The organism is Myxococcales bacterium, from assembly GCA_016703425.1.
GTDB lineage: Bacteria > Myxococcota_A > Polyangia > Polyangiales > Polyangiaceae > JADJCA01.
In genome coordinates this window covers 553,626-573,059 of the sequence record JADJCA010000009.1, presented here as the reverse complement: position 1 = coordinate 573,059, position 19,434 = coordinate 553,626, and the positions used below count along the sequence as shown (strand labels likewise).

The 19,434-nt window shown below is 67.9% G+C and carries 16 protein-coding genes and 1 pseudogene; 9 read left to right on the top strand and 8 right to left on the bottom strand.

Going from position 1 to position 19,434, the window contains the following annotated elements:
• Nucleotides 1-29: 29 nt before the first annotated feature.
• Nucleotides 30-464: a hypothetical protein gene (locus tag IPG50_20140; GenBank protein MBK6694494.1), complete on the bottom strand. Its 435-nt coding sequence runs from the start codon at nucleotides 462-464 to the stop codon at nucleotides 30-32.
• 527 nt (nucleotides 465-991) lie between these two features.
• On the opposite strand from IPG50_20140, the gene IPG50_20135 reads away from it, so the two are divergent.
• The 4 genes from IPG50_20135 (at nucleotide 992) to IPG50_20120 (ending at nucleotide 5,494) form a co-directional block, all read left to right on the top strand.
• Entirely contained in the window at nucleotides 992-1,282 is a 291-nt protein-coding gene (locus IPG50_20135) for a PilZ domain-containing protein (protein ID MBK6694493.1), read from the top strand.
• Nucleotides 1,283-1,362: 80 nt separating this feature from the next.
• A complete protein-coding gene (locus IPG50_20130) occupies nucleotides 1,363-3,009 on the top strand; it encodes a hypothetical protein (GenBank protein MBK6694492.1) in 1,647 nt (548 codons plus the stop codon).
• Nucleotides 3,006-3,980, top strand: coding sequence for an ABC transporter ATP-binding protein (locus tag IPG50_20125; GenBank protein MBK6694491.1), 975 nt, complete (start codon nucleotides 3,006-3,008; stop codon nucleotides 3,978-3,980). The genes IPG50_20130 and IPG50_20125 overlap by 4 nt, the downstream gene beginning before the upstream one ends.
• Nucleotides 3,981-4,099: 119 nt before the next feature.
• Nucleotides 4,100-5,494: a hypothetical protein gene (locus tag IPG50_20120; protein MBK6694490.1), complete on the top strand. Its 1,395-nt coding sequence runs from the start codon at nucleotides 4,100-4,102 to the stop codon at nucleotides 5,492-5,494.
• Here the strand turns inward: IPG50_20120 and IPG50_20115 are convergent.
• A complete protein-coding gene (locus IPG50_20115; protein ID MBK6694489.1) occupies nucleotides 5,466-6,293 on the bottom strand; it encodes a hypothetical protein in 828 nt (275 codons plus the stop codon). The genes IPG50_20120 and IPG50_20115 overlap by 29 nt on opposite strands.
• Before the next feature lie 189 nt (nucleotides 6,294-6,482).
• On the opposite strand from IPG50_20115, the gene IPG50_20110 reads away from it, so the two are divergent.
• Both IPG50_20110 and IPG50_20105 read left to right on the top strand, forming a co-directional pair.
• Entirely contained in the window at nucleotides 6,483-7,817 is a 1,335-nt protein-coding gene (locus IPG50_20110; GenBank protein MBK6694488.1) for a sigma 54-interacting transcriptional regulator, read from the top strand.
• Nucleotides 7,818-7,958: 141 nt separating this feature from the next.
• On the top strand, nucleotides 7,959-9,053 hold the full coding sequence (locus IPG50_20105; GenBank protein MBK6694487.1) for a hypothetical protein: 1,095 nt from the start codon (nucleotides 7,959-7,961) through the stop codon (nucleotides 9,051-9,053).
• Between the two features lie 13 nt (nucleotides 9,054-9,066).
• On the opposite strand, the gene IPG50_20100 is transcribed toward IPG50_20105, so the two are convergent.
• Together IPG50_20100 and IPG50_20095 are read right to left on the bottom strand one after the other, a co-directional pair.
• A complete protein-coding gene (locus tag IPG50_20100; GenBank protein MBK6694486.1) occupies nucleotides 9,067-10,077 on the bottom strand; it encodes a hypothetical protein in 1,011 nt (336 codons plus the stop codon).
• Nucleotides 10,067-11,599, bottom strand: a complete 1,533-nt coding sequence (locus IPG50_20095) for a serine/threonine protein kinase (protein ID MBK6694485.1) — start codon at nucleotides 11,597-11,599, stop codon at nucleotides 10,067-10,069. Before IPG50_20095 ends, IPG50_20100 begins: the two co-directional genes overlap by 11 nt.
• A 130-nt stretch (nucleotides 11,600-11,729) precedes the next feature.
• Between IPG50_20095 and IPG50_20090 the strand changes: the two genes are divergently transcribed.
• Nucleotides 11,730-12,806: a C-type lectin domain-containing protein gene (locus tag IPG50_20090; protein ID MBK6694484.1), complete on the top strand. Its 1,077-nt coding sequence runs from the start codon at nucleotides 11,730-11,732 to the stop codon at nucleotides 12,804-12,806.
• A 30-nt stretch (nucleotides 12,807-12,836) separates the two neighbouring features.
• On the opposite strand, the gene IPG50_20085 is transcribed toward IPG50_20090, so the two are convergent.
• The 3 genes and pseudogenes from IPG50_20085 to IPG50_20075 form a co-directional block, all read right to left on the bottom strand.
• The gene (locus IPG50_20085) at nucleotides 12,837-13,520 is read right to left on the bottom strand and encodes an ABC transporter substrate-binding protein (GenBank protein ID MBK6694483.1); all 684 of its coding nucleotides are present in this window, start codon (nucleotides 13,518-13,520) and stop codon (nucleotides 12,837-12,839) included.
• Between the two features lie 203 nt (nucleotides 13,521-13,723).
• A complete protein-coding gene (locus tag IPG50_20080; protein MBK6694482.1) occupies nucleotides 13,724-15,070 on the bottom strand; it encodes a two-component sensor histidine kinase in 1,347 nt (448 codons plus the stop codon).
• Nucleotides 15,071-15,140: 70 nt separating this feature from the next.
• Nucleotides 15,141-16,353, bottom strand: a pseudogene (locus IPG50_20075) (type II secretion system F family protein).
• Between the two features lie 289 nt (nucleotides 16,354-16,642).
• Between IPG50_20075 and IPG50_20070 the strand changes: the two are divergent.
• Both IPG50_20070 and IPG50_20065 read left to right on the top strand, forming a co-directional pair.
• Complete coding sequence (locus IPG50_20070) at nucleotides 16,643-17,533, top strand: beta-lactamase family protein (protein ID MBK6694481.1); 891 nt, start codon at nucleotides 16,643-16,645, stop codon at nucleotides 17,531-17,533.
• Between the two features lie 321 nt (nucleotides 17,534-17,854).
• A complete protein-coding gene (locus IPG50_20065) occupies nucleotides 17,855-18,580 on the top strand; it encodes a TrkA family potassium uptake protein (protein MBK6694480.1) in 726 nt (241 codons plus the stop codon).
• Between the two features lie 9 nt (nucleotides 18,581-18,589).
• Here IPG50_20065 and IPG50_20060 read toward each other — a convergent pair whose 3' ends face one another.
• The gene (locus tag IPG50_20060) at nucleotides 18,590-19,351 is read right to left on the bottom strand and encodes a hypothetical protein (GenBank protein ID MBK6694479.1); all 762 of its coding nucleotides are present in this window, start codon (nucleotides 19,349-19,351) and stop codon (nucleotides 18,590-18,592) included.
• Between the last annotated feature and the right edge of the window lie 83 nt (nucleotides 19,352-19,434).

Here is a 19,434-nt window from a genome sequence, read left to right as displayed (position 1 = left end):
CGTTCACGTGTACCGGGGGACCGGCGCCCCTAGTGGCGCGATTCCGCTGTCTTCGCAACGGAGAGCGCCAAGCGGAGCGCAGGGAGCGCGCCTTCGACGCCCGGCTCATCCTTCGCGAAAACCACCTCGTAGAAGGTGTCGAGCGTGATCTGCGGGTCGGACGGGTCGGTCACCGGCGCGACGCCGGTGGCGACCTCCCCAAAGCCTTGCGCGAGCAGCGGAGCCGCCAGCGCCCGGACGCGCTCGAAGAGCGCTGCCTCGTCCTCGCTCGGGTATGCGGCGCGGCGAATGCCCATGACCAGCCGAACCTGAAGCGGCTCCGCCGCTCGGACGCGAACGCCCGAGTCGAGGATGAGGTTTTCGCGCGCTCGGTCCGCGAGGATGACATCCTCACCGGCCGTTCGGTAGATCTCAAAGCCTGCGGAGATCAGCGCCTTCTTGAGCTCTTGGGGGGTTAGCGGCATCGATCAGCCTCGAGCCGCGACGCCCCCCGGTCCGCTGGCCCGTTCTCGGGAACCTGCCATTTGGATTTTCGCGCCACGACTTGACTGCCACCAGATTCTCGACGCCGCGCCAAAAGGTCAAGGTGCTTCGGGCGACGGGACCCCGCGGAGGCGAAATGGTGGGATCGGCGCATGTCCATCGGCTCGAATCTGGTACGCGTGGGGTGACACCTGCCCCCACCTGGCCGGCACCGTTGCCCGGCTGAGCGCCCGAAACAATTGAGAGATCGGAGAGGTGGCTGCAACAGAGAGTTCTACGCGGCTCCCGTCTGTGGGCCCCGATCCTGCACACAGGCAAGGCATGGCACGACGGAAGGCAGCCCAAAGTTCGATCAGCGCGGGAATTTGGCCGAAAAGTCAACTCGGGGCCCAGAGCCTGTACAATGAGCACGCTCGCTTTGAAAAATCGTAGGAGCCTCACACCGACGGCGGGCATTCCCACCGACCCCAGCGTCCACCAAATGCGGCGGGCGGGTCCTCGTCGCGAGGTGAGCGAGCGCATCGCGGTCAAGCGCACCGACGAATCGGTCTTGTCCGGCTGGGCGCTCAACATCAGCCGCGGCGGTTTGCGGGCCATTCTCGAGACCCACCTCGATCTCGGGGAAGAGATCGAGGTCACCGTCGGCGAGGAAGACACCGAAAAGTCGAAGCTCACGCGCCGCGGTCGCATCGTCTGGATTCAAGAGGAGTCCGACGGCGTGGTGGTCGGCGTCGAGTTCATGGGGACGTCAGGGACCCACCGGTCGGCGCCTCCGGCACCTCCACCCCGAACCGAATAGCGCTCCCGCGGGGCCGATTCCGGCTCCGCCACAGGTTGCGGGAACAAGCTTCGCTCCGCGGGCGTCGAAGAAGGACGCCCATGACCAAGGCAGTTCTTTCAGGCTGGCTCGGCCTGATGGCGGCGTTCGCCGTGCTCTTCGCGCCGGCCCTAGGGTTCGCGTCCTCCCCGGGGTTCGAGACGGAGCCCACCCTGGACGTCCGCATCGCGGCGGGTCCCATCCTGGCCCACGGGGCCTCGTCGTCGACGGAGCTCAGGGTGCACGTCGCCGTGGCGTCCGGCTCGGGCGCAGCGCTGAGGAGCGTGGTCGCCTCGGGGTGGGTTCTCTTACATGACGTGAGCGAGCCGGGCGCGCGAACGGTTTACAGCACGCACGTCACGACCCCCGTCGACCTCCGCGTCAAGGCGCGCGCCGGTCGGCGCTATCAAGTGGAGTTCATGCCCGACGAGCCGGCGAGTCGCTTCACTCGTCACACGACGACAACGGAGATGCCGAGCGCGAAGCCAGCCCTCGTCCTCGCTGTCGAGCTCCCCGTTACGATCGCGCAGCTCGTCACCTCGTGCGCGGACTGCCCGCCCGTTGAGTCGACGGCCGGCGAGCTGCCACACTTCGTAGACTCCTACGACAACGTGGCGATGACGCTGTTATCTCCGGCGCGCCTCGATCGCGACAACCCCGCCGAATGCGCGGCCCTCACGACGTGGGTTCAGCGGGGCGGCACCCTGCTCTTCGTCGTCCCCGCGAGCGATGCGCGCCGCGAGGGCGGAGCGGCGCGGTCCCTCGGCTGCGGCCTCGGGACGCTGCCGCGTCTGGGCGAGGACCTCGTGACCGAGCGGCGCGGCAGTGGCACGGTCGCGTTCGTCCGAGCGGAGGTCCTCGATGTCCGACCGAAGGCCGTCCGTGTGCTCGCGAGCGCCTCTTCGCTAGCGCGTCGCACCCACGCCACTCCGGTAAGCATCAGCGGCGTGCGGCGCTTCGGTCACATTCAGGGGCCGTGGCTCCTTGGTGCCGCGTCGGCGCTCGTCGCATTCGCGCTCGTGGGCGTTCCTTTTGCGGCGCGCGTGCGGCGCGCGCCGCCCTTGCACCGGCGTCTCGCGTGGTTGCCCGCCTTCGCGGCGCTTGCGCTGTCGCTGCTCTTGACCCTCGGAGCCTTCGCCCGGCCAACGCCTGGTGAGACGCTCTTGGCGGTGCATGAGCACACGAGCGGTGTCGTCGGTGGGCGCGCGAGCGTGGCTCACGGATTCGTGAGACCTCATGGCGTCGTTCGGTCGAAGCCGCTCTTCATGGGCGGGACTCTCTCCGAGGTCGACGACTACGCGCTCGCCGATCGCGGCCACTTCCGTGTGGAACGCGACGGCACGGTCCTGCTCAACGAAGGCAAAGGCCGCGACTTCGTCTACTACGTCGAGTCTTCGGCGGTGGACCTCCGCGGTGCCATCACCATCTCGTGCAGCAAGACGGAATGCACCGTCGACAATCAATCGGGTCACGAGCTGCTCGACGCGGAGCTCGTTCTGCCGCGACGGGGACAGATCGCGCTCGGTCGCGTCGACAAGCGCGCGACGGCGCCGATGGCCCGGCTCCGCGAGTTCCGCTCCGACGAAGAGCGGCCGGACCTAGTCCAGGTCGGCGTGCCTGCCGTGCTCGTCGCGGAGCAGCGCCCCTACGGGACCTACGCACGAACGGTGCGCGTTACCTGCTCGCACGACTGCGAGGCCGCCCGATGAGCACGGCGATTCGCGTGGAAGGGCTCGGCCATCGCTTTGGCGACGTCGACGCCATCGTCGACGTGTCGTTTACCGTGGGCCGCGGCGATGTCTTCGGCTTCATCGGGCCCAACGGCGCCGGCAAGACGACGACCATCCGGTCCATCGCCACGCTTCACGAACCCGATCGAGGGCACATCGAGGTGGCCGGTGTCGATGTGCGCGCCCGTCCCGAGGAGGCGCGTCGCCTCCTCGGTTACATGCCTGATCACGCTGGCGTCTACGAGCGCATCACGGCCGGCGAATACTTGGAGTTCTTCGCCGCCGTGCAGCGTTTGCCGCCGGCGCGTGTCGCCGAGGTCGTGGAGCTCACGGGCCTTGGCGCAACCATGGACCGCTACGTCTCGGAGCTCTCCAAGGGTCTCAAGCAACGCATGCAGCTCGCGCGTATTCTCTTGCACGATCCGGAGGTCCTCATCCTCGACGAGCCGGCGAGCGGCCTCGACCCGCGCGCCCGCATCGAGCTGCGCGAGCTCATCCTCGAGCTGCGGCGCCAGAAGAAGACGATCCTCCTGTCGAGCCACATCCTGACGGAGCTCTCCGACGTGTGCACGCACGTGGGGATCCTCGAGCGGGGACGCGTCGTGGCGTACGGCGCCATCGGGGAGATCGGTCGGAAGCTGGACGCTGCGACGCGCGAGCCCGAAAATGGCGTCTATCGCCGGAGCGGAGACCCGAATGCGCGGTCGGCAAAGATGCGGCTCATCGGGGAGCGGTCGCGCATCGAAGCGGTGCTGGCGTCAGTCCCGGGCATCCGTGACGTCCTCGTGTCGAACCTTGGGAGCGTGAGCCTCCGCTATGCCGGTGATGAGCGAATTCTGTCGGCTGCCGTGCGCGCCCTGGTCCTCGCCGACGTCGGCGTGTGCGGCGTTGAACCGGAGCAGAACGAGCTCGAGAGGATCTTTCTTCAAGTGACGCGAGGTGACGCTTGATGGCGATAACAGGGCATCTCCACCGCCTCCTTTCGAAAGATCCGCTTTGGACCCGCGAGTGGCGGGCCTCGTCGCGGCTGCCGCGAACTCCTTGGGCGCTCGCGGCCACGTCGCTCGCCATGACGGGCTTGCTCTTCGCCGTCGGCGCGGCTCAGAGCTCGATGAGCTTCGCCGCCGACATCGGGCAGGCGCTCTTTCATGCCTACGTTGGCACGAGCATCCTCTTCGTCACGCTCGTCGGCCCGGCCATCGCCGCGAGCAGCGTCGCCCTCGAGCGGGAAGGGCGCACCTGGGAGGCGCTCGTGATGGCGGGCCTCTCGCCGAGCCGCCTGGATCGCGGAAAATTTCTCGGCGCCTACTCCCACCTTTGCCTCTACATCTTCGCCCTCATTCCGGCGGCGGGTCTGCCCCTGCTCTACGGCGGCGTGTCGCACCGCGAGGTGCTCCTCGGCGTCACGATGGTGTTCGTCGCGGGGGCGCTGGCTGTGCGCTTCGGTCTCTTGCTCAGCGCCGCCGTGGCGAGCACGCGCACGGCGCTCCTAACGACGGTCCTCGCTTCCTCGCTGCTCGCGCTTGGCGTGGCGAGTCTCGGCTTCGGTGTCGGTCGTTGGCTGGTGAGGGAGGTCTTCCAGTTTTTCGGTAACAGTGACGACATCGTCCCGGTCTTTTGGCCGTTGGCCATGACGCGCGCGGCGGTGAACCTTGACTACGTTCGGTACCTCGTGGTGGCGCCGCTCGCTGGCGTGGGCCTCGCGTGGGTCGTCATGCGCGAGCTCACACTGTGGTTCCTGACGCCGCCGGTCCCCGGCGCGCGCGCGCGGCTTCGTCTCACGTTCGCCGCCGCCACGCCGGTCATCGGGGTCGTTCTCGGCCTGATGCCGAGGCGTCAGCCGGCGGAGGTCTTCACGCTGCTCGGCGCCATGGCGGCATACGCCTTCGGTGCTCTCCTGGTCCTCGGCGGCCGCGGCGGGCCCGGTTCGCGTTTCGTGCGCACCCCCGGCGCCATTCTTAAGTCGTCGCTTCTCGTTGTGGGCGTAGGTTCGCTTGGTCTCGTCCTCATTCCCATCGTCGCCAACGTCGTCTCTGGCATCGCGTCGCTTCGACCCCTCGCAGATGGCGAGTCATGCACGACCGATCACTCGTATTCGGTTCGCGCGATGCTCTTCTACGCCCCGAGCTTTCTCTTGTTCCTCTCGGGCGCCTACGCGCTCCTCGAGGTGAGGCTCCCGTCGGTGTCGGCTCCGCGCGTCGCGCTCTTGGGGATCGCTTTCGCCGCGGCCGTGGGGCCAGTCGTCCTCTCGATGCTGCTACGCCTCGCGAACGACGGCGAGAGGGTCGACGCTCCCGCTGCCTTCAGTCCGTTCGCCGTTCTCGGGCCTCTCAACATCGGTTGGGAGCTGGTGCGCGCCGCCGCGTTCGCGTGGGCGCTTGTCGGCGTCGTGTTGCTCGGCGTTGCCGCGGCGCTGGCGCGCTCATCCGCCGCGGCTAGCCGCCAAGTCCGCACGCCAACTTGATGTCGGTCTCGCGCACGTTCGTGCCCTTGACCGTGGCGCTCTGACCGCCGTTGAACTCGATGCGGAGCTTCTCTTTGGCGCCAGCCGTTCGCTCGATCTGGATGATGCCACCGGCCGACGGGCACGCGCCGCGACAGCGTTGGTAGTTGTCGACGGTCGTCTTGATGCCCGAGCCGTCAACGGTTCCTTCGGCCGTGCCGTCGAAGCGGAGGCACTGCTCACCGAGGCGCCAGCCGAGCTGCCACGCCACGGTGCGGGAGACTTCGCGATCGCGCATGGTCCGACCCGACAACTGCGCCTCGTAGCCCATCACGCGGTTCGCGCCGTCGGCGGAGACTGTGGCCTTGGCGTGAAAGTCTGCGGTCGCCTTCTGGATGGAGAGCGCGTCTCCGGTGATGTCGAGCACGAGGGCCTGCTGCGTCCCGATGACGGTCGTGGAATACGTGACCGTGACCTTGCCTCGGAGGCGCAAGAGGCCCCAAGGGCCCGCGCAGCCGTTGAACTGGTGCGTGACCGTCGTGCCGCTGATCTCGGTGACCAGGCAGTCGCTCGGCAGGAAGAAGTTGTTGGTGGCGCGGGCCCACTGGACCGCGCGCGCCGGTTGATCGAAGGCCGTCGCCGGCGTCGAGAGCGTGAGCGACGCCACGAGCGCTGACACGTGAGACTCGAGGTCGGCCGAATCGGAGCCGTTCTCGGCGAGCGTCGTGGTGGCAGGCGAGGGCTCGTCGGTCTTCGTCTTCTCACAGGCCGTCGCCACCCCGAGCAGGGCGACGAGCAGCGAGAGGGAGGCGATTCGCACGGGAGGAAAGACGAGCATGAAGCGTGCCTCCAGCGGGAGCGGCATTCGGCGACCCCAACGATAGCCGCAAACGAAAGATCATGGGCTTCCGTGGCGTTTCCGGGACGCCCGTGGACGTGGCCACGTTCACCCTGGACCCGCGCGGTGCCCGGATAAATGAGGGAAAAAGTCGTGTACTGTGGGGGCGGTATGAGCGAGCAAGGGGCCACGCGGGCAAGGGTTCTCCACTGGTTCGTTCGAGGAGGGGTCGTCAAAGCGCCCGGCCGCGAGCCGCTCGTCGTCGACGTCGATCCGGTGCTCGTCGGCCGCGACGAGGGCGCTCAGATCGTCTTTTCTGACCCGGAGGTCAGCGCGTTTCACTGCGAGCTTCGCGCCGTGGCCGAAGGCATCGCCGTTCGGGATCTCGGCAGCACCAACGGCACGTTCGTGGGCTCGCTCCGCGTTCGCGACGTGGTCGTCACTGAACCCACGGAGCTTGTGGTCGGTGGCACTCGGCTCTCCCTCGAACCCACGGCCAAACGTCGCGTCGACGTCGGCTTCTCTGACCGCTTTGGCGGCCTCGTAGGCCAGAGCCCGAAGATGCGCCGCGTCTTCTCGGTGCTCGAGAAGGTCGCGGCGACGCCGCTCAGCATCTTGATCCTGGGCGAGACGGGCACCGGCAAGGAGGTCGTGGCCAAGTCGGTGCACGAGGCGAGTCCCCGTCGCGACGGCCCCTTCGTGGTGGTGGACTGCGGGGCTATTCCGCAAGCGCTCGCCGAGAGCATCCTCTTCGGCCACGAGAAGGGCGCCTTCACGGGCGCGCACGAGCGGCGCAAAGGAGCCCTGGGCGATGCGCACGGCGGCACGCTCTTCTTGGACGAGCTGGGGGAGCTGCCGCTCGAGCTCCAACCCAAGCTCCTCCGTGCGCTCGCGGAGCGACAAGTCAAACGCGTGGGCAGCTCGACCGTTGAACCGATCGACGTTCGCGTGCTCGCGGCGACGCGTCGCGACCTCGGCACGGAGATGAACGAAGGACGGTTCCGCTCCGACTTGTTCTTCCGCATCGCTCAAGTGAAAGTCGAGCTTCCGGCCCTGCGGGAGCGGGTCGCCGACGTTCCCTTCCTCGTGGAAGAGATCTGCAAGCGCGTCGGCTATCCGCAACACACCTCCGCCGTCACCGAGTGGATCGAGCAGCGTATGGCGGGCTACGACTGGCCCGGCAACGTGCGCGAGCTCGTCAACGTCGCATCGGTCGCTGCCACGTTGGCCGACACGCCCGGTGCCATCGACGACGTCTTGACGCTGGCTCGCGAACACACTTCCGACGGTGAGCCCCGCGGAGAAGGCATGAGCGGCGGCGGCCCTGCGCCCACGGGTACCTTCACGGACGCGAAGCGGACCGCCATCGCCTCCTTCGAGCGAGACTACTTCAGCGGCCTGGTGAAACGTTCCAGCGGCAACGTGAGCGAGATGGCGCGGCAGGCCGGCATGGAGCGTCACCACGTGCGCGCGTACCTGCGAAAGTACAAGCTCGAGAAGGCCTAGCGCTCGAGCCGCTAGCGCGCCGTGACTCTAAGGTCGGAATCGACGCTTGCGATGCGTGCAGGTTGCAGTTGGCCGCGTGAACGTGGCTGAGCGGGCTCCGAGCGCGCACGATGGGTCCTCTTAGGCCTAGCGGAGGGTCCCATGAAATACGTCGTTGTTCTTGGCGCAGCACTTCATCTTGTCGCTTGCGGTGGGAGCGTCGAGGCGCCCGTCGCCGAGGGCGCGCCGCCGTCGATCGTCACGCCCGGCAAGGAGCCCGGCGGTGAAGCCGCTGCGCAGGCGCCGGCGACGGTGGCGCCCGCAGCGATGTGCAATTCGCCGGCGTCGGTGACGTTCTCCGCCAACATCGTGGATATCGCCGTCGATGCGACGCACGTGTGGGCTCTCGTCGCTCCCGCCGCTGACGCGTGGCGCGTCGAGCGTGCGCCCAAGTGCGGCGGTGCCATCGAGCTGGTGGGCGGCGAGTCAGCCACCCAGCCAAACGACTTCTCGGGGGAGGCAACCATGCCGCTGCGGTTGGGCGTCTCCGCGTCCACCGCCGTCGTGCTTGCCTGGAGTGCTTCCCAGTCAGTCGTTCGGCTGACGCGATCTGCTGGCGGCGTCACAAACAACCTGATGACGACGCTCTACGGGCCGAGCCACCAACCAGCCTTCGCGCCCCACGGCGGCGGAGCTATGTGGGTGCTAAACCAGGACCTCCACGATACCGGCTTGGGGCTCGGTGACGACCGCATTGTCGCCCGACAGATCGCCACGGACCAACCGAAGCTCGACCCGCACGTCGATGATCTCTCCGTCGATGGCGCATTCGCGTTTGGCACTGGCGCGGGTCGCGTCTTTCGCGTCGATGTCGCGACGCAGAAGGTGGCGCGGTCCGGCGTGCTGTTGATGGCCGAGGGCAAGCGCTTGGTTCGTGCCCTCGCCGGAGCTGTCTTCGTCATCGGTGCCGACGTCGCGCGTCTCTCGGCGGATCTCTCGCAAGTTCAGGCCTTCCCGTTGTCCGAGCACGGAGACCCGTTCGACGCGGCCCTCCACCCCGATTACCTGTTCTTCACAAAACCGCGGAGCGGCGGTCACTCGGAACTCTATCAGATGCGGAACGACGGGCGCGCCGTCCAGGCAGTCCCTGCTGTGCCTGGCGAAGGTGGCGAGCTGGCGGTGGACATGGCAGCGGTCTATGTTGGTCGCGGGAAGATCGTCGAGCGGATCGCGATTCAACCGCTCGCGCCGCGATGACGCCGAGAGCGCTTCAGAACGCGCGCCCGATGCCGCGCGTCGTCGTGCCGCCTTGGCCAGCGCCGGCGAGTGACGGTCTTGCCTCGAGCCTCGTGCGACCGCCGAAGAAATACCACGCCGCCAACGCGCCGGTTGCCACCGCGAGCGTGATGGGAATCGCCAACGTGGCGGCGTACGTCGTCTTCTTCGCGTCGTAGTCGGCCTGCTTGCGGAGGTTGGCTTCGCTCGCGCCTGGCTCGCTCGACAGTCGGTTTTGCTCCTGGAAGTCTTTCGCCGACGAGAAGGTGAGGACCGGCGCGAGGACCGACAGGGCTGTGGCGCCGCCGGCCACGAAGAGCACTCCTTTGGGGAAAGGTCGCTCTTCGACGGGCCAGAGCGCCGCCGGCGAAGCGCTCAGCGTGGGGGGCGGGGCCTTCGCGGGAAGGCGCACCACGGCGGCCTGCCCGGCGGCGACCTCCAGCACTTGCCGCGATTCGCGCGGCGAGCCGGGCTCCAACACGACGGTGTGCTGCCCCGGCGCCACGTAAGCCGTGAAGCCGGCGAGGCGCGCCTCGCTGCCGTCGATCATGACGGCAATGGCGCGCTCGCCCTCCGCCGGGACAACGATACGTCCCTTGGTCGAGGCCATTTCCGCGAGCTTGGCGCGGGCTACGTCCTCCTCCTTCTGGATGAGCTCTTCGATGACTTCACCGCGCTGGCGCCGTTCGGCGACCTGCGACAGGAAGCTCTCGTAGCGCTCGACGGCGCGCGTCGCGTCGCCGAAGAGCTCGTAGGCGCGCGCGAGGTTAAAGGCCAGCCGCCAGCCGCGCGCCGCACCGAGCTCGCGGTACACGGGCTCCCAAAATTGAATCGCCTCAGAGACGTTGCCCGCTTGGTAGCGAACGAGCCCCATGCGGAACCTCTCGCGGTAGGCGCTCATCGGGTCCTGCGCTTGGGGCTCGGCCTCTTGCGCGCGAACGAACGTCGGCGCGCTCGCGAGCGAGAAGGCGAGCCACGCCTGGAGAATGCACCGGCTAGATCGCATGCGGATCCACGTCGAGCGCCTTTGGCGTTGGCGTTGGCGTTGGCGTAGCGGGCGACGGCCCGGACGGCGCTGGCGTGACGGCCTTGGCTCCCGACCGCACCGCCCCCGGTGAACGCAGCGCAGCGCCGCCGCTCCGAGCGGGTGCAGGGGAGGTCGGGGTGACTAGGGTCCGAGCGGACGCCGTCCCTTCGGGACTCCGTCCAGTCATGTTCGAGGTCGAGGTCGAGGTCGAGGTCGAGGTCGAGGTCGAGGTCGAGGTCGAGGTCGAGGTCGAGGTCGGGGTCGAGGTCGGGGTCGAGGTCGAGGTCGAGGTCGAGGTCGAGGTCGGGGTCGGGGTGACTAGGGTCCTAGCGGACCCGTCGACATGCCTTTCCTCCGTCCCGTCGGGACTCCGTCCAGTAATGTTCGAGGTCGGTGTCGCGACGTCGGCGCTCGACTGGCGTACGCGCCATGCACCTGCGCCCGCCAACACCACTGTCCCCGCGGCCGCCCACAGCCATACCCTCGCAGGCTTGCGCGCTTCCGAAGGCCTATCCGCGGGTCCCGCGGTAGCGCGGCTCGGTGTCGCGGCGCCCGGCGGCAAGCTCTTCGAGGGCACGGCATGCGCTGCCCCGGCGTTGGCGGCGACGCGCTCGAGCTCTGCACGCCTCGCGGCGCCCGCGTCGTCGAAGAGCGTCGCCATGAGCGCGGTCAGGGCTGCGCCCACGTCATCACCTGCGACCGCTCCCAGCACTTCCGCGGCGGCGAGGCCCGACGGAGGACGATCCTCGGCGGAGCGCGCTACGAGCTTTCCGTAGAGCTCGATGAGCGGCGCCGGCGCGTTGGGAGAGTGAGCCTCGAGTGGCGGCGGCTCTGCGAGGGCGAGCTTGCGCATGACCTCCATGTCCGTGCCTTCCCACATGCGCCGGCCGGCGAGGCACTCGAAGAGCACGGCGCCGAGGCTGTAGAGATCGCTCCGCCGGTCGAGCGGATCGCCCATCGCCTGCTCCGGTGACATGTACGCGGCCTTGCCCTTCACCTCACCGGTGCGTGTAAAGCCGCGCTGATCGTCGATCTTGGCGACGCCGAAGTCGACGACCTTCACCTGGCCGTCGTAGGACACCATGATGTTGTGCGGCGACACGTCGCGGTGCACGACCCGCAGCGGTGCGCCGTCGGTGCTCTTGAGTTCGTGCGCCGCGTGCAGCCCCTCGGCGACGCGTGCAAGCACGCCAGCGACGAGGGGCGGCGCAAGCGCGACGCCCTTCTCGCGAGCGACCGTGAGCACGCGCGAGAGCGGCTCGCCCTCGACGTATTCCATCGCCATGAAGAGCTCGCCGTCGAGCTCGCCGAAGTCGAAGGCGTGCACGACGTTGGGGTGTTGGAGGAGCGCCGCCAGACGAGCCTCTCGCAAGAACATCTCGGCGTGGTGCGCCTTGGCCTCCGGAAGGAGGCGCTTGAGCGCCACGATGCGGTCTTCGCCATCGGGACGCGCCTCGAGGGCCACCTCCACGGTGCCCATGCCGCCGCGCCCCAGTGACATGAGCGTCCGGTAGCGCTCGCCGAGCTGTGAAGAGGCGCTCTTCCGTTTCTCTGTCGGGGCGGCCGCAGACATCGAAGGATTAAGTGTAGGCTGAGTCGCCACGCTCCGCGAAGCGCTTGCTCTCCACCCCGTGTTTCTGGCCCTGGCGCTGTCCGTCGCCGGTGTCGCACTCGTGTGCACGGCCTCCTGCTTGCCCGATCTCCAGATCGACGCGGCCCAGCCACCTCGTCCGCCAGGGGAGGATCGGTGCGGTGACGGCCGCATCGCAGCGGAGGGCGACGCCGGGGAGCAGTGCGACCCTGGCGACGCTGGCGTGGCCCCGGGATGCACCGCGCAGTGCGCTCTCGACTGCGCCGACGGGGTTTTGGATCCCGCCACGAACCATTGCTACTTTCGCGAGAAGGACGCCACCTTCAAGCAAGCGGGCGCCGCCTGCGCGTCGCGCGGCGCCCACATCGTTACGTTTCGCGATGGCGCCGAACGTCAGCTTGCGTCGTCGCTGGTCTCGGCGCTCAGTTGGGTTGGCCTCACCCAGGAGGTGGCGTCGGGCGGCTACGCCGCTGCCGCGGCAGGGGAGCCTGGTTTCGCCGCCGAGTGCCCCGGCTGTTTCGCCCCGGGCGACGGTGGCCCGTTCCCAAGAAGCCCAAGCGCGCCGGGCAACTGTGTCGCCGACGACGGGCGCGCTCCGAGCTACCTCCTCGTCGACTGCGCCTCGCCGCTCGCGGTCGTATGCGAGCGAGAGCCGCCCGGCGCCTTCGGCGATCAATGCAGCGGCGGTTATTGCGTGGCGGTCCCTGAGACGCGCGGCAAGAAGCGGTATCTCTATGTGCCCGTCCCGGCCGCCGCCGAGGAGGCCAAGGGTGGTTGCGAAGCCCTAGGCGGAAGCCTCGTTCTCTTCGACAGCGCGAGCGAGCGCGAGGCCGTCCTCGCCGAGCTCCAGCGGCTCGCCCTTCTGCGCAGCGCTCGACTGATCGCCGACGAAGCTTGGGTCGGCCTCGCCGCGCCCGGCGACGGTGGCGGCTTCCTTTGGGATGACGGTCGGGCCGAGTCGACGCGGCCGCCGCTTTGGGGGGTCTCCGAGCCTCGCCGCGCCGAGGGGCGCGCCGTCGTGTTGATTGTTCCACCGACCGCCGTTACCGACATCAGTGTGCAGCTTGCACGCGTCGTCGATGAGCGCGAGCGCCGCCCCTACCTGTGCCAGTACTGAAGCTCGACGCAAGCGCCGCGCCGTACGCCCTCAGTCCTTCTTCGCGATGCGCTCCTTCAGGCGCTGCACGACGAAGGGGAACTGTTGCGTCGGCTCGCTCATCATCCGGTTGAACTGGTCGTAGTAGTTCTTCGTGAGGCTCGAGTTCTCAGTGACGATGTCGACGACCTTGAAGGCGCCACCGCCGGTGTTCCTCAAGACGTAGTCGACCTGCACCGAGGGCTCGCGTGCCTTGCGCTTGTTTGTCGCCTCGGTCTTCACGCGAAATTCGCCCGCGCGGCCCTCGCGGGCGCCCTTGTAGTCGACGCTCCAGTCGAGCGTCTTGATGAGGTTCTTCCGGTAGTTCTTCTCCACGAGGCGTCGCAACAGGTCGCGGACCTCCTTCTTTTGGTCCTCCTTCAGCGTGGCCCAATGGTCGACGCACTTCTTGGTCGTTGGGCACGGCGTGCCGAAGGCGCGGCGCGTGAGCTCGTCGTAGTCGACGTAACTGTCGAGCGTTCCGGAGATCAGCTCGTCGCGCTTGGCCGATGCTGGCTGGCGCAGCAAGTTTGCGATGGTCTCGTTCTGCCGTTGCACGTAGGCCTGCGCCTCAGACGACTCGTCGGCGCGCGCAGGAGCCGCGAAGCCAAGGATGGCGACGATGACAAGGGCGGACAGGGCCCGGGCGACGGGCAGCGCGAAGCGTGACAATTGCGAAGAAAGCGGTTGTTTCATGGGGTCTGGTGCCGAGGGCGAGCGGCGGGAGATGCGGCCCCGAACTTGGTGCACCGCGGGGGAAGTTTCAAGCGCTCAGTGGCGAAGACGAGCAGGGAACGTGCCGGAGTCGGTGGGCGTGGGGCCCGAGGGCGGGGCGGGGGCAAAAACGAGCTGAGAATTGCGCACTTCGGTGGGTTTGACGAAGGCTGGTGGGGGGGCATTCAGGAGCCGTTGCCTGCCCCCGCGAGGGACACCGTGAACGCCGTGCCACGGGGCGTTCGGTCACGGATCGTGATGACGGCGCCGAAACGTGCGTGATCATCAACGATGCGTTTGACCACAGCGAGGCCAATGCCGGCGCCCTGAGAGCGCGATGAATAAAACGCGTCGAAGACCGTCGGCTTGACGGCGTCTGGGATGCCCGGCCCTTGATCGCTCACCGTGAGCTCCACCACGCCGCCGGCTCCGGGGTGCACCTCGACGTCGACGTCGCCGCGGGCCGGGCTTGCCTGAATGGCGTTGCGAACCAGATTCCACGCGACTTGCCGCATGTGCGCGCCATCGCAGAAGGCGACGGCCGTGTCGGGCCCGGAATAGCGAACGAAGACCTCGCCGCTAGAGCGGCGGGCCAACTCGACGACCTCCTTCGCGAGCGCCGCGATGTCGACCTGCGTGGGCTCCGGTGTCATGGGCTTCGCCAGATCGAGCATGTCCCCGACGAGCTCGTTCAACCGCGTCACCTCCCGCTGCACGATGTCGCAGAGGCGCCGGTCTTCGTCTTCGAGTCCCGGCGCTTCGCGGATCATCTCGACGGAGCCGGAGATGGACCCGAGCGGGTTGCGGATTTCGTGAGCGAGCCACGCGGAGATTCGGCCGAGCTCCGCCAAGCGCTCCGTTCGACGAACGCGCGCCTGCGCTTCCACCAGCGCCCCTCCGGTGATGCGTAGCCGATCGGCGAGGTAGCCGCCCAGGAGCGCCACGATGCCGATGCCGAGCGCGTTGAGCAGGAACGGGTAGGCGAGAAACGAGAGCGACGCCGGATACGCCGCCTGATCGCTCGGCGCGTCGATCCAATGAACGTGCAGCGCTATGCCGAGCAGCCCATAGAGGGCCACGCCGATGACACCGGCGAGGGCCGCGCCGCGAGCGCCGATGAGCACCGCGCCGGTCAGGCAGGTGAGCGCATAGAACGCCGTGGCTCCGCTTGCGGGTCCCCCTGACACGTAGACGATGGCCGTCCAGACGAACTGGTCGAAGATGACCTGGACGTGCGCCAGCCGGCGAAGCGTCAGGCGGCGCCGGTCGTCGCTTTCGCCGCGGGTCGTGTGACGGAGCACGGCCGCGTAGACGGCGCCGAGCGCGTACGAGACTCCGATGGCGCCGAGCACGACGCGCATGCTTCGGGGGTAACGCCCGAGGCCGCCGTCGAGGTAAAAGAAGGCGACGGCGCCGAGGATGAGCGTCAGGAAGACGAGCCGAAGGCCCGTGATCCACGAGAGCCGCGACCTTAGGCCGTGGTCCTTGTCGTCGGGCGTCTGCGGCCCCGGCGCCCACAACGAGGGTCTCAAGGGAGACCTCGTGAGGGACGCGCCCGGTCCCATGGCAAACGTCGTTTGCCACGGTCCGCCCCTCGCCTCATCAGTCGGCCTTGATCTTGCCGGCCAAGCTGAAGATCGGAAGGTACATGGCGATCAGAACGACGCCGACGGTACCGCCGATGCCGACCATGATGGATCGGTTCGATGAGGCTCGTCATGGCGCCGACGGCGACGTCGACCTCGTCTTCGTAGAAGTCAGCGATCTTCGAGAGCATCGCGTCGAGGGCGCCCGTCTGTTCGCCGACGCCGACCATCTGCACGACCATCGGCGGGAAGACGGCCGTTTGCATGAGCGGCTCCGCCATGTTCTTGCCCTCTGAGATCTTGAGGCGCGTGTACATGATGGCTTCTTCGACGATCACGTTACCTGCCGTCTTCGCCACGATCTCCATGGCGTCCATGATGGGCACGCCAGACGAGAGCAACGTGCCCAGCGTTCGCGTGAAGCGAGCCACGGCGATCTTCCGCATGACCGGCCCCATGACGGGCAGGTTCAGCATCAGCTTGTGAAAGAACTTTTTCCCCTTCGGAGTCTTGTACGTGTAGACGACGGTCACGCCGGTCACGATGAACCCGAGGATGATGAACCCGAGGTTGCCGACAAACGCTTCTGAGACGGCGATGACCATCTGCGTGAGCGCCGGCAGCTCGTCCTTCGAACCGAGATCCTTGAAGATCGTTTTGAAGGACGGGATGACGAAGCCGAGCAAGATGCCCAAGACGGCCATGAAGACGACCACGACGACCGACGGGTACACGAGCGCACCCCGCACTTGGCGGATGAGCTTCATGTTCTTTTCGTAGTAGACGGCGAGCCGCTGGAGGATCGTGTCGAGGATACCGCCCGCTTCGCCAGCCTGAACGAGGTTGCAATAGAGGTCGTCGAAGACCTTCGGGTGCTTGCGCAGCGCGTCGCTGAAGGTCGAGCCGGTCTCGACGTGGGCCTTCACGTCGCGGAGCACGTTGCCGAAGATCTTGTTGTCGGTCTGCGTCGACAGAATGTCGAGGCACTGAACGATGGGAAGGCCAGCGTCGATCATCGTCGCGAAGAGGCGCGTGAAGGTGACGAGATCTTTCGTCCCTACGCCGGAGCCGATGGTGAAGCCCATCGACCGGCCCTTCTTCTTCACCTTCGTGGGCGTGAGGTTCTGTTGACGGAGCCGCGCGTTGACCGCGTCCTCCGTGTCGGCCTCCATGAGGCCCTTCTTCACTTCTCCCGTTCGGGCTCGGGCCTCCCAGACGAACTCGGCCATCTTTGGACCGATAGCGTATCGTCTGCATTCGCTGGTGGTCAAAAGGCGAGAGGTCGATCGGTGCAGCGGCTGTCGTTTGAGCAAGCCAAGGGCCCTGTAGACGTGGCGAAAGCCCTGGTTTCGTCGGCCGTGGCCCCCGCTGCGGCGGCGGGCTTCGTCCGGGAAGGGGACGCCACCGGCCCCGTCGTCGGCGGTTTCTTTCGCCCCGGGCCTGGGCGCGCCGGCCGCCGCGGACGGACCCGAGCGCGTCTTCTTCGACCTCGCGAGCCTGACGAAGCCGCTCTTCGCCGTGGCTCTGGCCAAGAGCGCCGTGGACCGTCGCACCCCGCTTGCGGAACTGCTTACGGAAGCCGTCGGGACGCGGAGCGCGAGCGTGTCACTCGAGCGGCTCCTGTCTCATCGCGCCGGTCTCGAGGCCAACCTGCCCGTGTTTCAGTGGCTCCGAGAGGCACGAGACGAGCCGACGCGTTTCGCCACCCGTCGCTCCGCGCTTGAGCGAGCCGCCGACGCGCGTCGCCCGGGACTCGACGGACCCATTCCCGACGAGGGCTTCCCTCCGCTCTACAGCGACCTCGGCTACATGTTGGTCGGGGAGGCCGTGGCCCGCGCGCTCGGCAAGGTCGATGCGGGCGCCGTCATCGAGGACCTCCTCGTGTCCGCGCTGGGGCTTGAGTCCGAGCTGGGTACGGCGCGGGGCCTTGAGCGCCAGGGCGTCCGGCTCGGCACGAGAGCGGCGCCCACGGAAGACGTCGCTTGGCGCGGCGGCGTGATTCGCGGCGCGGTGCACGACGAAAACGCTTGGATGCTCACCGGTAGCGGCGGGAGCGGCCACGCTGGCATCTTCGGGACTGCTGCCGCGGTGCTCCGCTTTGCTCAGTTCGTTCTCGAGCACCGAGCCGGGTTCCCATGGACGACGGCCCGGCGGCCCGGCGGCTCGTTGCGCGCCGGCTTCGACGGCAAGAGCCCCGAGGGGTCGAGCGCCGGCGAGCGCATGGGCGACGATGCCTTCGGGCACCTCGGCTTCACCGGCACGAGCCTCTGGATCGACCCGACGCTCGGCGTCGCCGTGACGGTGCTCTCCAATCGCGTGCATCCCTCGCGCGAGTCGACGCTCATTCGCTCGGCGCGCCCCCTTGCGCACGACGCGTTGGTGCGCCTTGCCCTCGAAGGCGCGCCATGACCGAGGACATTGCGCGCCAGCACCTCTTCCGGCGACTCGGCGTCACCGTCGCTCTCTTTCATTCGCTCCTTCTCGTGGGCACCGTGGGGTACTTCCTCCTCGGCGCGGGTCGCTGGACGCTCTTCGACTGCTTCTACATGACGGTCATCACCGTCGCGACGGTGGGCTACGGCGAGCTGCCGGAGATGGCCGGCGTGCGCGGCGCGCGGCTCCTCACGATCGTGATGATCATGGGCGGCGTGGGCATCTTGGCGTACCTGCAGGCGTCCGTCACGGTGCTGCTCGTTGAGGGTTTTTGGAAAGGCGTTGAGAGGGAGGCGCATGAACAAGGCCATCGGGGCGCTCAAGGACCACGTCGTCGTTGCCGGCGCCGGCTCCACAGGAAAACATGTCATCGAAGAGCTCGTGAAGGTCAACGAGGCCTTCGTCGTCATCGATCACAGCGGCGAGCACTTGGAGCGAATCAACGAGGAGCTCGCCAACGGTAAGCTGCTCTTCGTGCGCGGCGACGCGACCGACGATCGGACGCTCTTGGCGGCCGGCGTCGAACGGGCGCGCGGCGTCGTCGCGGCGCTGACCCACGACAAGGACAACCTGTTCGTCACCCTGAGCGCGCGCAGCCTAAACGCCCACGCGCGCATCGTGGCGAAGGTCGTTGAGCCCGAGGCGGAAGCGAAGATGCTCAAGGCAGGAGCCTCGACCATCGTCAGCCCTGCGATGCTCGGCGGCCGTCGCATGGCCAGTGAGGTCGTGCGCCCCGAGGTGCACCGCTTCGTGGAAGAGATGCTGGCTGACAAGGGCGCCAACTTCCGGATGGAAGAGGTCCTCATCTCCGAAGGCTCGCCTTTCGTAGGCAAGAGCCTCTCGGACCTGCCCACGCGCGGCGAACTGCGCATTCTCGTGGTCGCCGCGAAGATGCCTGGCGGCGGCTTCGTCTACGATCCGGAGGGTGAGCTCGAGCTGATCGTGGGCACGAAGCTCATCGTCTTGGGGGAAGCGCCCAGCATCGCGAAGCTGCGCGTCGTCGTTCAACCGGCCTCGCGCTGAGGCGCGCGACTACTTCGGGCACTCGACGCAAACCGGGTCGCCCTGGGCGCAGACCTTTTGGCACCCCATGGGCATGAAGCGACCCGGCGCCTGCGGCGCGGACGTGGGCACGACGCGCCCTGGAGCTTTCCCGCGCTCATCGACCTTCTTCTCCAGCACCTTGCGCTGCGCCTCAAGCTCTCGCACGCGCTCCTCAAGGCGGCGCCGCTCCTCTTCCGTCTTGCCCTTGGCGCCCTCCTGTATCGAGCGCGTCTGTTCGTCGAGCTTGTCGATCTGGCTCTTTAGATCGAGCGCTTGGGCCTGGGCCGCCGCCGCCTCGCTGCGCGAGCGGCTGACGACGGCGATGGTGATGGCGCAGATCCCCACGAAGCCCAGCGATGCGGCCCCCAACATCCACGTGAGTCGACGCTTGCCGCTCCTCTCGCGGAGCATGACGAGCGCTCGCTCGTGGGCCTGCGCTTCTCGCAGTGCCGCGAGGCTTGACGCGTTCGCGGCCTCGGCGCGCGCCCGCTCGAGCTCGGCTTGCCTCAGGGCCTCGAGCTTCGCCGCCTCCTCGCGGGCGCGGCGTTCGGCTTCGCGACGCCTCTCCTCCTCGGCGGCCAGGCGTGCTCGCTCCGCGCTCTTTGCCGCCTCCTCCTCTGCGAGGCGCGCGCGCAGAAGCTCGTCGTTCATCCGCTGTCGCGCCAGGTCTTCCTGGCGTACGCGGTCCTCTTCGAGGCCCATCAGCTCCTGGAGCGAGAAGAGGACCGAACTCTCGTTTTTCGTGGCCATGCGTCACTCCGCAGCGCATTGGACAGCGGTGGGCTGACATTCTTGGGCGGCGCTTCGAGGTCTCGCGGCGTTTCCCTCGTCCC